This is a genomic window from Streptococcus sp. A22, from assembly GCF_043674215.1.
Classification (GTDB): Bacteria; Bacillota; Bacilli; order Lactobacillales; family Streptococcaceae; genus Streptococcus; species Streptococcus suis_V.
Window position 1 is genome coordinate 63,252 of record NZ_JBIMJQ010000007.1, and the last position, 14,199, is coordinate 77,450.

8 protein-coding genes are annotated in these 14,199 nt (G+C 45.2%); 2 read left to right on the forward strand and 6 right to left on the reverse strand.

The window, feature by feature from the left end; translation table 11 throughout:
• Positions 1-39 precede the first annotated feature (39 nt).
• The 3 genes from rpoC to pbp1b all read right to left on the reverse strand — a co-directional run bounded on the left by rpoC (position 40) and on the right by pbp1b (position 10,123).
• The gene (rpoC, locus tag ACHBHN_RS04430; protein ID WP_394733686.1) at positions 40-3,687 is read right to left on the reverse strand and encodes a DNA-directed RNA polymerase subunit beta'; all 3,648 of its coding nucleotides are present in this window, start codon (positions 3,685-3,687) and stop codon (positions 40-42) included.
• A 154-nt stretch (positions 3,688-3,841) separates the two neighbouring features.
• Complete coding sequence (gene rpoB, locus ACHBHN_RS04435; protein ID WP_394733687.1) at positions 3,842-7,414, reverse strand: DNA-directed RNA polymerase subunit beta; 3,573 nt, start codon at positions 7,412-7,414, stop codon at positions 3,842-3,844.
• A 288-nt stretch (positions 7,415-7,702) separates the two neighbouring features.
• Positions 7,703-10,123, reverse strand: a complete 2,421-nt coding sequence (pbp1b, locus tag ACHBHN_RS04440; protein ID WP_394733688.1) for a penicillin-binding protein PBP1B — start codon at positions 10,121-10,123, stop codon at positions 7,703-7,705.
• Between the two features lie 95 nt (positions 10,124-10,218).
• On the opposite strand from pbp1b, the gene tyrS reads away from it, so the two are divergent.
• Entirely contained in the window at positions 10,219-11,475 is a 1,257-nt protein-coding gene (gene tyrS, locus ACHBHN_RS04445; RefSeq protein ID WP_105123024.1) for a tyrosine--tRNA ligase, read from the forward strand.
• 56 nt (positions 11,476-11,531) lie between these two features.
• Positions 11,532-11,909, forward strand: a complete 378-nt coding sequence (locus tag ACHBHN_RS04450) for an HIT family protein (RefSeq protein WP_394733689.1) — start codon at positions 11,532-11,534, stop codon at positions 11,907-11,909.
• A 27-nt stretch (positions 11,910-11,936) separates the two neighbouring features.
• Here ACHBHN_RS04450 and ACHBHN_RS04455 read toward each other — a convergent pair whose 3' ends face one another.
• The 3 genes from ACHBHN_RS04455 to ACHBHN_RS04465 all read right to left on the reverse strand — a co-directional run bounded on the left by ACHBHN_RS04455 (position 11,937) and on the right by ACHBHN_RS04465 (position 14,196).
• On the reverse strand, positions 11,937-12,146 hold the full coding sequence (locus ACHBHN_RS04455) for a heavy-metal-associated domain-containing protein (protein ID WP_394733690.1): 210 nt from the start codon (positions 12,144-12,146) through the stop codon (positions 11,937-11,939).
• A gap of 2 nt (positions 12,147-12,148) precedes the next feature.
• A complete protein-coding gene (locus tag ACHBHN_RS04460; RefSeq protein WP_394733691.1) occupies positions 12,149-12,589 on the reverse strand; it encodes a CopY/TcrY family copper transport repressor in 441 nt (146 codons plus the stop codon).
• A gap of 98 nt (positions 12,590-12,687) precedes the next feature.
• A complete protein-coding gene (locus ACHBHN_RS04465) occupies positions 12,688-14,196 on the reverse strand; it encodes a zinc ABC transporter substrate-binding protein AdcA (RefSeq protein WP_394733692.1) in 1,509 nt (502 codons plus the stop codon).
• Positions 14,197-14,199 lie beyond the last annotated feature (3 nt).

Here is a 14,199-nt window from a genome sequence, read left to right on the forward strand (position 1 = left end):
ACAAAAAGAGAAGACCAAACGGTCCTCCCTTAAAGATTATTATTCAGTTACAGCTTCAAGCTCTGCTTCTGCTGCAAGTTCTTCAGCAACGGTGTCTTCAATGATTTCAACTTCATTAATGGCTTGTGGTTCAAGATTACGGTAGCGGGCCATACCTGTACCTGCTGGGATAATCTTACCGATGATAACGTTCTCTTTAAGACCGAGAAGGTTGTCACGTTTACCACGAATAGCTGCATCTGTAAGAACGCGAGTTGTTTCTTGGAAGGATGCGGCAGACAAGAATGAGTTGGTTTCAAGGGACGCTTTTGTGATACCCATAAGAACTGGACGAGCTGTTGCCGGAATACCACCTGCAATAACCACGTCAGCATTGGCATCTGTAAAGTCTGTGATATCCATGAGGGTACCCATGAGAAGATCTGTGTCACCTGGATCCATGACACGAACTTTACGAAGCATTTGACGAACCATTACCTCGATGTGCTTGTCGCCGATTTCTACACCCTGGCTACGGTAAACTTTTTGAACTTCAGAAAGAAGGTAAGTTTCAACCGCCAAGACATCACGGACTTCGAGCAAGCGTTTTGGTTGGATAGAACCTTCGGTAAGGGCTGCACCACGCGCAACTTGGTCACCCACTTCAACCTTCATACGGGCTGTAAATGGTACCACGTATTCGCCTTCACCAGTTACACCTTTAACAAAGACTTTCTTGGTACGAGTAGAAGCATCTTCTTCAATAGCGATAACTTCCCCTTTGACCTCAGTGATAACCGCTTCCCCTTTTGGATTGCGAGCTTCAAAGATCTCTTGAACACGAGGAAGACCCTGCGTGATATCGCTGTTTGAGGCTACACCACCCGTGTGGAAGGTACGCATTGTAAGCTGTGTACCAGGCTCACCGATAGATTGAGCTGCAATCGTACCAACTGCTTCACCCACTTCAACCGCATCACCTGTTGCCAAGTTGATACCGTAACAATGACGGCAGACACCGTGACGAGTGTTACATGTAAATACGCTACGGATGGTTACTTGTTCAACGCCTGCATTGACAATTTCACGGGCAATATCTTCCGTAATCAATTTGTTTGGACCAATGATAACGGCACCCGTTTCAGGGTGTTTAACAGTTTTCTTAGTGTAACGACCTTGCAAACGCTCTTCAAGTGGCTCGATCATTTCCTTGCCATCTGTGATTGAACGAATGTCAAGACCACGGTCTGTTCCACAGTCGTCTTCACGGATAATAACGTCTTGAGCAACGTCAACCAAACGACGAGTCAAGTAACCTGAGTCGGCTGTCTTCAAGGCCGTATCCGTCATACCCTTACGGGCACCGTGAGTTGAGAAGAACATTTCCAATACCGAAAGACCTTCACGGAAGTTAGACAAGATTGGCAATTCCATGATACGTCCGTTCGGAGCTGACATCAGACCACGCATACCGGCCAACTGGGAGAAGTTGGAAATGTTACCACGGGCACCAGAGTCCATCATCATAACGATTGGGTTCTTCGGATCTTGTTTTTCAACTAGGCGTTTTTCCAATTTTTCCTTAGCTGAACGCCACTCATCTGTAACAGCTGTGTAGCGCTCGTCCTCGGTGATCATACCACGACGGAATTGTTTCTTGATTTGTTCCACACGTTCGTGAGATTCTTCAATGATTTCAGCCTTGTTGTCGATAACTGGGATATCGGCAATACCCACTGTCAAACCAGCGAGTGTTGAGTGATAGTAACCTAAGTCTTTCAAACGGTCAAGTAGGGCTGATGTTTCAGTTGTACGGAAACGCTTGAAGATTTCAGCGATGATGTTCCCAAGATTTTTCTTCTTGAATGGTGGGTTGATTGGCAATTCTGCAATAGCAGCCTTGATATCTGATCCTGGTTCCAAGAAGTATTTATCAGGAGTTCCTTCTGTCAAGTTAGCGTTGTTTGGCTCTTGCAAGTATGGAAGACCTTCTGGCATAATCGCGTTGAACAAGATTTTTCCGACAGTTGTCATCATGACCTTGTGTTTTTGGTTGTCTTTCCAAGGTTTATCAATGCTATCTGTTGCAATACCAACACGGGTATGCAAGTGAACATAGCCATTGCGGTAAGCCATAACAGCCTCATCCGCATCCTTGAAGACCATGCCTTCACCTTCACGACCAGCATCTTCCATAGTCAAGTAATAGTTACCCAAGACCATATCCTGAGACGGTGTTACAACTGGTTTACCATCTTTAGGGTTAAGGATGTGTTCTGCCGCAAGCATAAGGATACGTGCTTCTGCTTGTGCTTCTTCTGACAATGGAACGTGAATCGCCATCTGGTCACCGTCGAAGTCGGCGTTGTAGGCTTCACAGACAAGCGGGTGCAAGCGAAGAGCCTTACCGTCAATCAGAACTGGCTCAAAAGCCTGAATCCCCAAACGGTGAAGGGTAGGTGCGCGGTTCAAAAGAACTGGGTGTTCTTTGATCACTTCTTCCAAGATATCCCAGATACGATCATCACCACGTTCAATCAAACGTTTCGCAGCTTTGACGTTACCAGCAATATCACGGGCAACGATTTCACGCATGACAAACGGTTTGAAGAGCTCGATCGCCATTTCGCGTGGCACACCACATTGGTACATTTTAAGCGTTGGACCAACGGCGATAACGGAACGTCCTGAGAAGTCAACACGCTTACCAAGCAAGTTTTGACGGAAACGTCCTTGCTTACCCTTAAGCATGTGGCTGAGTGATTTAAGTGGACGGCTACCTGGTCCTGTAATTGGACGACCACGGCGACCGTTATCAATCAAGGCATCCACAGCTTCTTGGAGCATACGTTTTTCGTTTTGTACGATGATCCCTGGGGCATTAAGTTCCAAGAGACGAGCCAAACGGTTGTTACGGTTGATTACACGGCGATAGAGTTCGTTCAAGTCAGATGCGGCAAAACGGCCACCATCCAACTGAACCATTGGACGCAAATCTGGCGGAATAACTGGAAGGATATTGAGAATCATCCATTCTGGCTTGTTACCAGATTTGTAGAATGCATCCAATACATCCAAGCGACGAACTGCTTTAATGCGTTTTTGACCAGAAGCTGTTTTCAATTCTTCTTTCAAAGCTGCGATTTCTTTTGGAAGATCGACTTGCTTCAAGAGGTCTTGAATCGCTTCTGCCCCCATTTTGGCAACGAATGAACCATAGCCGAATTCACGCAAACGCTCGCGGTATTCGCGCTCTGTCATGATAGACTTGTGCTCAAGCGGTGTATCTTTCGGATCAATCACCACATAAGCTGCGAAGTAAATAACTTCTTCAAGCGCACGTGGGCTCATATCCAAGGTCAAGCCCATACGGCTTGGAATACCTTTGAAATACCAGATGTGTGAGATTGGAGCTTTCAACTCAATATGGCCCATACGCTCACGGCGGACTTTTGCACGAGTTACTTCCACACCACAACGGTCACAAGTGATCCCTTTATAACGGATACGCTTGTATTTACCACATGAACACTCCCAGTCTTTTGTTGGACCAAAGATCACTTCATCAAAAAGTCCATCACGTTCTGGTTTTAGTGTACGATAGTTGATTGTTTCAGGTTTTTTAACCTCACCGTAAGACCATGAACGAACCTTACGTGGTGAAGCTAACGTGATTTGCATACTTTTAAATCGATTTACGTCAACCACTAATAATCCCTTTCTTTTCTTGTGAGAGGTGGATGAGTCACACCTCGGATTCTTGAATAACCGACAAAGTTGCTAGACTGACTAGCACCAGACAGACTAGGCGATCCCAGTTGATACAAGATCAAGCAAGGACCTCCCCTAGTCTCCTATCTGATTATTCTTTGTCTTCTGCTTCTTCTGCTGCAAAGGCTGCCGCTGCGTCAGCTGCTGCTTTTGCACGTGCTTTTTCAAGATCATCTACGTGGATGATATCATCATCTTCACCTTCATCAAGGTCACGCAATTCTACTTCGTTATCATCTTCATCAAGGACACGCATATCCAAACCAAGTGATTGCAATTCTTTGACAAGAACGCGGAATGATTCTGGAACGCCTGGTTTTGGAATTGGTTTACCTTTGGTGATGGCTTCATAGGCTTTCAGACGGCCTGTCACATCATCTGACTTGTAGGTCAAGATTTCTTGTAGGACGTTTGAAGCACCGTAGGCTTCAAGGGCCCAAACCTCCATCTCACCGAAACGCTGACCACCAAACTGGGCCTTACCTCCGAGTGGCTGTTGGGTAACGAGTGAGTATGGTCCGACTGAGCGGGCATGAAGTTTATCATCAACCATGTGGTGAAGCTTGATCATGTACATGACACCGACAGACACACGGTTATCAAATGGCTCACCGGTACGTCCATCGTAAAGAATGGTCTTGGCATCTGAATCCATACCCGCTTCTTTAACGGTTGACCAAAGATCTTCTGAACTTGCACCATCGAAAACTGGTGTTGCAATATGGATACCCAAGTTACGAGCCGCCATACCCAAGTGGAGTTCCATAACCTGACCGATGTTCATACGAGATGGCACCCCTAGTGGGTTCAACATGATATCAACTGGCGTTCCATCTGGAAGATATGGCATATCTTCAACCGGTACAATACGTGAAACGACACCCTTGTTACCGTGACGACCGGCCATCTTATCTCCGACCTTGATCTTACGTTTTTGAGCGATGTAGACACGAACCAGCATGTTAACACCTGATTGCAATTCATCACCGTTGGCACGAGTAAAGATTTTCACATCACGAACGACACCATCGGCACCGTGAGGTACACGAAGAGAGGTGTCACGCACTTCACGTGACTTGTCACCGAAGATTGCATGCAAGAGGCGCTCTTCAGCAGAAAGATCTTTTTCACCCTTAGGTGTGACCTTACCAACAAGAATATCGCCTTCTTTAACTTCCGCACCGATACGTATGATACCCATTTCATCCAACTGACGAAGGGCATCCTCACCAACGTTTGGAATTTCGCGTGTGATTTCTTCAGGGCCTAACTTGGTATCGCGGGTTTCTGATTCGTATTCTTCCAAGTGAACAGATGTATAGACATCTTCTTTCACCAGACGCTCAGACATGATAACCGCATCCTCGAAGTTATAACCTTCCCACGTCATGTAGGCAACGATTGGGTTTTGACCGAGGGCCATTTCCCCACGTTCCATAGAAGGACCATCTGCGATAAAGTCGCCTTTTTCAACGACATCGCCTACTTTTACAAGGGTACGTTGGTTATAAGCTGTACCAGAGTTTGAACGGCGGAATTTTTGAATGCTATAAACATCCAAGGAACCATCTTCACGGCGTACTTCTACCTTGTCCGCATCTGCATAAGTTACCTTACCATCATGTTGAGCAATAACTGCCGCACCTGAGTCATGAGCAGCCTGATACTCCATACCAGTACCAACGTAAGGTGCTTTTGGATCAATCAATGGAACAGCCTGACGTTGCATGTTGGCACCCATGAGGGCACGGTTGGAGTCATCGTTTTCCAAGAAAGGAATACATGCTGTCGCAACAGCAACTACCTGTTTCGGTGAAACGTCCATGAAGTCCGCTGAATCTGCTGGGAACTCTTGGTTATTACCTTGGTGACGTCCCATAACGATTTTATCAACGAAACGGTTGTTTTCATCAAGTGGTGATGTTGATTGGGCTACGATGTAGGCATCTTCTTCATCTGCTGTCAACCAAACGATTTCGTTGGTAACAGTACCAGTTGCACGGTCGATCTTGCGGTATGGTGTTTGGATGAAACCATACTTGTTGAGGTGACCATAAGAAGACAAGTTGTTGATCAAACCGATGTTTGGTCCCTCAGGCGTTTCAATCGGACACATACGGCCATAGTGAGTGTAGTGAACATCTCGAACCTCATAACCAGCGCGGTCACGGGTCAAACCACCAGGTCCCAAGGCTGACAAACGGCGTTTGTGAGACAACTCGGAAAGTGGGTTGTGTTGGTCCATGAACTGTGACAACTGAGATGAACCAAAGAATTCTTTGATTGCAGCTGTAACAGGGCGGATATTGATGATTTGTTGTGGCGTCAATACTTCATTGTCTTGAACAGACATACGCTCACGCAAGTTACGTTCCATACGCGTCAAACCGATACGTACTTGGTTGGCAAGCAATTCACCAACGGCACGAATACGACGGTTACCCAAGTGGTCAATATCATCTACACGACCAAGACCTTCAGCCAAGTTGAGGAAGTAGCTCATCTCTGCCAAGATATCCGCAGGTGTTACTGTACGTACGTTTTCCGCCGGATTAGCATTACCAATCACAGTGACTACACGATCTGGATCTTTTGGTGCCACAATCTTGAATTTCTGCAAAAGAACTGGCTCAAGAAGAACAGCGTTGTCATTTGGAATGTATTCAACAAGGTTGAGTTCGTCGAATTGAGCTTCTACTTTTTCAAGCACATCACGGCTCAAGACTGTACCAGCTTCCAAGACGATTTCGCCTGTCTCACCGTTAATCACATGCTCAGCAAGTGTTTGGTTGAGCAAACGAGTACGGAGGTTGAGTTTTTTATTAATCTTGTAACGACCAACAGGTGCTAGGTCGTAACGACGTGGGTCAAAGAAACGAGCTGTCAAAAGGCTACGAGAGCTTTCAGCTGTCTTTGGTTCTCCTGGACGAAGACGCTCATAGATTTCCTTGAGGGCTTCATCTGTACGTGAATCCGCTGGATTTTTATGAATATCTTTCTCAATAGTGTTGCGTACCAATTCGCTATCACCAAAAATATCGAAGATTTCATCATCACCTGAGAAACCAAGAGCACGCACAAGCGTTGTGAACGGAATCTTACGCGTACGGTCGATACGAGTATAGGCAATATCCTTAGAATCAGTTTCCAATTCTAACCAAGCTCCACGGTTAGGGATAACCGTTGAACCATAACCTACTTTACCGTTCTTATCTACTTTGTCATTAAAGTAAACACCCGGTGAACGCACCAACTGAGAAACGATGATACGCTCTGCACCGTTGATGATGAAGGTACCCATTTCAGTCATGATTGGGAATTCGCCAAAGAAAACTTCCTGGGTCTTGATTTCACCCGTTTCCTTGTTGACCAAGCGGAATGTCACATAGATAGGCGCAGAATAGTTGGCATCGTGCGAACGTGCCTCTTCCAAAGTGTATTTTGGAGTCTTCAATTCGTAGCCAACAAATTCCAATTCCATGGTTTCTGTAAAGTTAGAAACCGGAAGCACATCTTCAAAGACTTCCTTCAAACCAGAATCCAAGAAATCTTTGAAAGAATCTGTCTGGATTTCGATCAAATTTGGTAAATCAAGAACTTCCTTGATTCTTGAAAAACTACGACGGGTACGGTGCTTACCGTACTGAACTTCATGTCCTGCCAAAAGTTTTCTCCTTTGTAATAAGATACGAGACCGTCAAGCTACTCGCTATCCGGTCGAGTTTTATCTATCGCCAGCCCTAGCGAGCTAGCTTTTGTCCTTTTTCTGAATATTTAGAATCTTTAAGAATACATTACAATTCCTAAAAATCCATCAAATAGACACAAAAAGAGCAGCTAAATCTTCCTTTGAAAAGTGTGATTTAACTGCTGCAAGTCTTGTTTGGACAAGATTTCAAACAAGACAGACGACAAATTATTTATAAAATTATAACACAAGACCGCTTGAAAATCAAGGATTATCTTCTTCACCAGATTCCGAACTTGGTTCGGAATCTCCGTCATTATTATTTGCTGAGGATGCTGAGCTCGAACTACTAGAAGAACCTGTCCTGCTGTTACTGCTTGAGGAGGTCGTCCTACGCTGCTGGTTGCCAAACAAACTATTCCAAGCTGTCTGATAATCAGCCTCTGTTCCACCTAACATAAATCGATAGTTGGTCACCGGCGCCCCATTTTTGGCCCAATAACTAGTCGTAGTAGCACCTGATACGTTAATCGTACGGCCATTGACCTGCACACTACCTGGCCGTTGCCCAGTAGAGGTGACTACATTAGATGCAATCACACTATCATCCAGTGTAAATCGTCCAGAGAATAATTCCGGTGCCACTTGATAGATGGCATTGGACAAATAAGCAACATAGTGAGAATTGCTATTATAGCTTGCAAAAACATCCAAACTTGTATTATCATCATAGCCTGCCCAGGAGCCCAAGGTAACCTGAGGGGTCGAAAGCATGAGCCAAGCATCTCCAGCGTAATTACTCGTACCAGTCTTGCCAGCTATATCTGTATTGGCCAATACTTGAGGGTTGATAGCCCTGATACGGTTTGCATAGGTTGTGGTCAAGCCAGAGGAAATAACCCCCTTGAGCAGGTTCATCATGATACTCGAAGTTGCCTTAGAGTAAACCTGAACAGGTGCCGCCTGGTGCTGGTAAACAACTGTCCCATCAGCCTTCTTGATATTCTCAACCAGATAATGCTTGTTGTAGACGCCGCCGTTTGCCAAGGTTTGATAGGCGTTGGTATTGGTAGCTACAGAAACATCAATCCCTCCTCCGAGAGGCAGACTTTCAATGTCATACATCGGAATGTGGTAATCCATCTTCTCCATATAGGACTTGACATCCACACCAGACTGTTGCAGCAGCTTATAGGTCCAGAAGACAGGTATATTGACCGAGCGATTGAGAGCAGTCTGCAAATCAATCATACCTGAACCTCGGTTATTGACGTTCATGATTTGCTCGCCACTGGAGAAACGAGCTGGGTAATCTGAGAAGATACTAGCCGATCCGATTAGGCCCTGGTCCATAGCAATACCGTAGGCCAAAATAGGCTTAATGGTTGATGCGGGAGAACGAACAGTATCGAAAGCATGATTGTTCTTGTTCTGTGAAAAATCACGGCCACCAACAAAGCCAAGCACTGCACCTGTCTTGTTATCTAGCAAGACCGAACCGGTCTCTACAACTCCGTTTCCTTCATCCAGCAAGTAGCCATTGTCACGCGCTACAGCATTCATGGCATTGTGAATGGCAGGATTGACCGTAGAAGTGACGGTATAGCCCCCTTGGCTAATTTCTTGGGCGGCAAGCTCTCTGTATTCTTGAACGGTCTCATCATTTTTCAGCTTGGCATCTGAAACCTTATCCCGCTCCACCAGATAATCATACATGACGTCAATGGCTTCATCCAGAACAGCATAGTATAGAAAATCCTTGGTATCCTCTGTTACCGGACTAGGAGGAAGGAAGTCCTGGCGAATATCATAATCCTTATAGGTCTCGTACTCTTCCTTGGTCAGAAATTCTGCTCGGTACATATTATAGAGTACATCTTGGTGTCGAGCCAGGCCGTAAGACATATACTCATCCGACTTGAGACTACCGTCTGCCGCATAGGGCGAGTAGACAATGGGACTCTGTGGCAAACCAGCAATAAAGGCCGCCTGAGGAACCGTTAATTCCTTGGTTGATTTTCCGAAAATTCCCCGCGCCGCTTCTTCTACACCGGCAATATTCTTGCCCTGATTATTTCGACCAAAAGGCGAGACATTGAGATAAGTAGTCAAAATATCTTCCTTGGACATGTCCCGCTCCAGAGCCAAGGCGGTGATAATTTCATTGGCCTTACGTGTAAAAGTCGGAGCGTCGCCAACAATCTGCTGCTTAATCAACTGCTGAGTAATAGTCGAACCACCGCTGGAAGAACCAAAACCAACCGAGCCCAGAGCCGCACGCAATACCGCCTTAGGCACAACACCATTGTGGCTCTCAAAGGTGACATCCTCCGTAGCAATCACGGCCTGCTTTATATAGTCAGAAATATCTGCATTTTCAATAGGGCTCCGCAACAAGTCTGAATTGATATCTGCTACAGGAGAACCATCCGAAAAGACAATATGAGAATTTCTACTGATATTGGCGATATTGGCCAGCAGCTCTTCCTTACTAGGCGCCTCTACTTGGTCAAATAGGCTAAAGACATAGCCAACTCCAACCCCAGCACCCAGACTGCCCAAGACTAGGAAAATGACCGCCAAATAATCCACCAATAATTTGATGCTTCTTAACAAGATGCCCAATCCATTGGTCAGGCTAAAAGAAGCCATCATTGTTTTGAATTTAGAATGTTTCGTCGTCATAGTAACTCCTTATTCCTTTTATTATACCAAACTTTGCCCACTTTCTACAATTTCATGGTATAATAGGGGGAAATTTTAAAAGGAGAAAGCCTCATATGAATATTTTTGAAGAACTAAAAGCTCGTGGCTTGGTCTTTCAAACGACAGACGAAGAAGCCTTGGTAAAAGCATTAACAGAAGGACAGGTTTCTTATTACACAGGCTACGATCCAACAGCAGATAGTTTACACTTGGGGCACTTGGTTGCAATTTTAACCAGCCGTCGCTTGCAGTTAGCAGGCCACAAGCCTTACGCCCTAGTTGGCGGTGCAACTGGTCTGATTGGCGACCCTTCCTTCAAGGATGCGGAGCGCAGCTTGCAAACCAAAGACACCGTGGACGGTTGGGTGACAAAAATTCAAGGTCAACTCTCTCGCTTCTTGGATTTTGAAAATGGTGACAATAAGGCCGAAATGGTCAACAACTACGACTGGTTCTCAGACATCAGCTTTATTGACTTCCTTCGTGATGTTGGTAAATACTACACAGTCAACTACATGATGAGCAAAGACTCTGTGAAAAAACGGATTGAAACAGGGATTTCCTACACCGAGTTTGCCTACCAAATCATGCAGGGCTATGACTTCTACGAGCTCAATGACAAGCACAATGTGACCCTACAAATCGGTGGTTCTGACCAGTGGGGTAACATGACTGCAGGTACCGAGTTGCTTCGCCGCAAGGCCGACAAGTCTGGTCATGTTATGACTGTACCACTTATCACCGACTCAACAGGTAAGAAATTTGGCAAGTCTGAAGGCAACGCTGTTTGGTTGGATGCCGACAAGACTTCTCCGTATGAAATGTACCAATTCTGGCTCAATGTCATGGACGACGATGCTGTCCGTTTCTTGAAAATCTTTACTTTCTTGTCATTAGATGAGATCGCTGAAATCGAGAAACAATTTGACGCTGCCCGTCATGAACGCCTAGCTCAGAAGATTTTGGCTAAGGAAGTCGTGACATTGGTCCACGGTGAAGAGGCTTATAACCAAGCCCTTAACATTACTGAACAATTATTCGCTGGCAATATCAAAAACCTATCCGCAAAAGAACTCAAGCAGGGCCTCAGCAACGTTCCAAACTACGCTGTACAGGCTGAAGACAACCTTAACATCGTTGAACTTCTAGTTACCTCTGGTATTGTCAATTCAAAACGCCAAGCTCGTGAGGATGTGCAAAATGGTGCCATTTATGTCAACGGCGAGCGTGTGCAGAACTTGGAGTATAGCCTTTCTGACAGCGATAAAATTGACGGCGAGTTGACCGTTATCCGCCGCGGGAAGAAGAAATATTCTGTGTTGACTTATTAAGATTTTTCAAGGAAATCCACCGTGATTTCCTTTTCTGCTAACCTAGGAGAAAAGACATGACCTGCATTTTTTGCCACCAACTCAAAGAAATAGATATTCTCTACCAGACGGAGCATTTCAAGGTCGTCTGGGATATTGACCCTGTCCAAACGGGGCACCTACTGATTATCAGCAAGGAACACTATGACACGCTCAGCCAAGTCCCACCAGCTGTTCGCTACGAATTATCGGACTTGGAAGTCTTTTTGACTGAAAAACTCTGTCAGGAATTAGCGATTGACGGTGTGACCTTAGCTTGCAATGACCGCTTGTTTGATGCCGGAACCCATTTCCATGTCCACCTGATTCCACGCTTTCGATCAGACGGCTTCTGGGACCAAATTTCACTTGCACAAGTGCAGCTGGACCTGACTCATTTTCTCAAAGCATTATAAAAAGCAGCCCGACGGCTGCTTTTTCCTTTACACCAACTCTTCCACTTCATAGATGGTATCGTCCAAAGCCACTTGGTAGCCTTCCAAATCATAGGCCACCGAAGTTTCCACTTCCGCCAACTGCTGATCCAGCTGGATTTTCACTTCTACCACTCCGTCCAAATCCAAAAGGTGATTGGTCACGTGCTTGACACAGTTCTGACAAGATAAGTTTTTCAATTTCAAGATTTGTTTCATATTCAAACTCCTTTAGCATGATGCCCACAGGTACATTGACCTGCCAAGCATTGACAGGCGATTCGCTCAGGTGCAGTCTTTTGTAGTTGGGCTATTTTACTAGCTAGTTGTTCAAGGCTTTTTTGGGAAAATGTCCCTGTGTCTAGCAAGTTTTCAACTAACTGCCCCTGTTTTGTGGAACAGATGGTAGCTAGTAAGAGTTCCACCTGCGCCTGCAAATGTTCTTCCTCACTGATCAGCGGATAATAGTGATACTTGCTAGTTTCCTTAGCCATTCTCAGATAGTTTTTCTTCCGTAGCCGCCCCAAGAGTGTCTTAATGGTCGTCGCCTGCCAGTCAAAGCCTTCCTGCAAGGACTGAATAATTTCCTGAGAAGTCGCACCAGGATGGGCCCACAGAACCCGCATGACCTGCCACTCCGCAGCAGAAATCATCTGCTCCATAAACTCACCTCCCAACAATCATTTTCTAATTTTAGTTTACACTTGTAGTCAGAAAATGTCAAGAAAAAGGACTGAACATTCCGTTCAGCCTTATTTTCTTAGTGAGCCAGCATTTCCTGACCGATTTCCAAACCAGTCAAACCAACTGGATAATAGGTCGGCCAGTTTTCCAATTCTTCCAATAGTTTTTCTTGGCTCTCTCCACCAAAATAGATATGGAAGTGACCTGTCTTAACAGGGGCAATATTGTGGTCACTGAATTGCACATACTTGTAATCACCAGCATTTGGATCCGTTGCTTCAAATAAGAAACGAACACCACGATTGCCTTTTTTATAAGTCAAAATTTCATAACCCACGTACTTATAAGTATACTTGTAAGACTTGTCTCCCACTAGAAACTCCATGGTATTGTCAGTAATGTTAATTTGATCAACGTCTGTTTTGTAGCCAGTATCGTAATAAGCCTTGTACTCTTCAGCTGTCATACCTCCTTTGAGCTTAGCCTTGTAGTCCCAGACTTGGTCCAGCGTACCATCGAGCAAATATGGGTAAACAGACTGCCACTCCCCGGCATAATCTGACAAAGTGCGATCTTTAACAGCAGCATCTTCAAAGTAGCCATTGTAAACCGTCTGAGCCGTCTCAGCACCCTCTTCTGGCAAGATCTCTACACCAGCTTGGCTGGTTGTTTTTTCCAAAGCCGCTAAGTTTGCTTCCATGATGGAAATATAATCCTCACCACTATCCATAGCTTCTGTCGTTACACTCTCAAGCGTATCCAAAACAGCCAGTTCCACGCCAGTTTCTTTTGCCAAGGTTTCTGCTACTGCTGAAGACGCATTCTCTTCAAAGTAGATGTACTTGATGCCATAGGTCTTGATGTATTCAGCCAATTCTGCCAAGCGAGTTGCCGTAGGCTCTTGGTCTGCAGAGACACCTGTGATCGACACTTGGTGCAAACCATAATCCAAAGCCAAGTAAGCAAAGGCAGTGTGCTGGGTAACAAAGTATTTTTGCTTAGCAGCTGACAAAGTTTCTGTATATTGAGAATGCAGAGCTTCTAACTTGTCAATGTAAGCAGCTGCATTTTCTTCAAAAACAGCTTTTTTATCAGGGTACTGGGCAATCAACCCATCCCGAATGGTTTCCACCAAGGTAATGGAACGCTCTGGTGACAACCATACGTGTGGGTCATAGGCGTGTTCGTGGTCTTCCCCTTCTTCGTGGTCATGTTCTTCTTCCTCACTACCAGGCAAGAGCAACATTCCCTCCGTCGCCTTGATAACACCGACCGCTTCAGTATCAATACTGTCTAAAACATCTGGCACCCAAGTCTCCATATTTTCATTTTCATAGACAAAGGTATCCGCTTCTTGAATAATGGCAATATCCTTAGCAGACGGCTCAAAGTCATGAACTTCTGTACCTGCTTCAATCAAAAGGTCAACTGTTCCTTCCTCACCCACAACCTGCTTGGTAAACTCATATACTGGATAAAAAGTGGTCACGATATTCAACTCATCATCCTGAGAAGCTGTGCTATTGCCGCAGGCCGACAAGGCGAAGAACGATAAACCCAAACCTAAAAGAGCTAATTTTTTCATAAT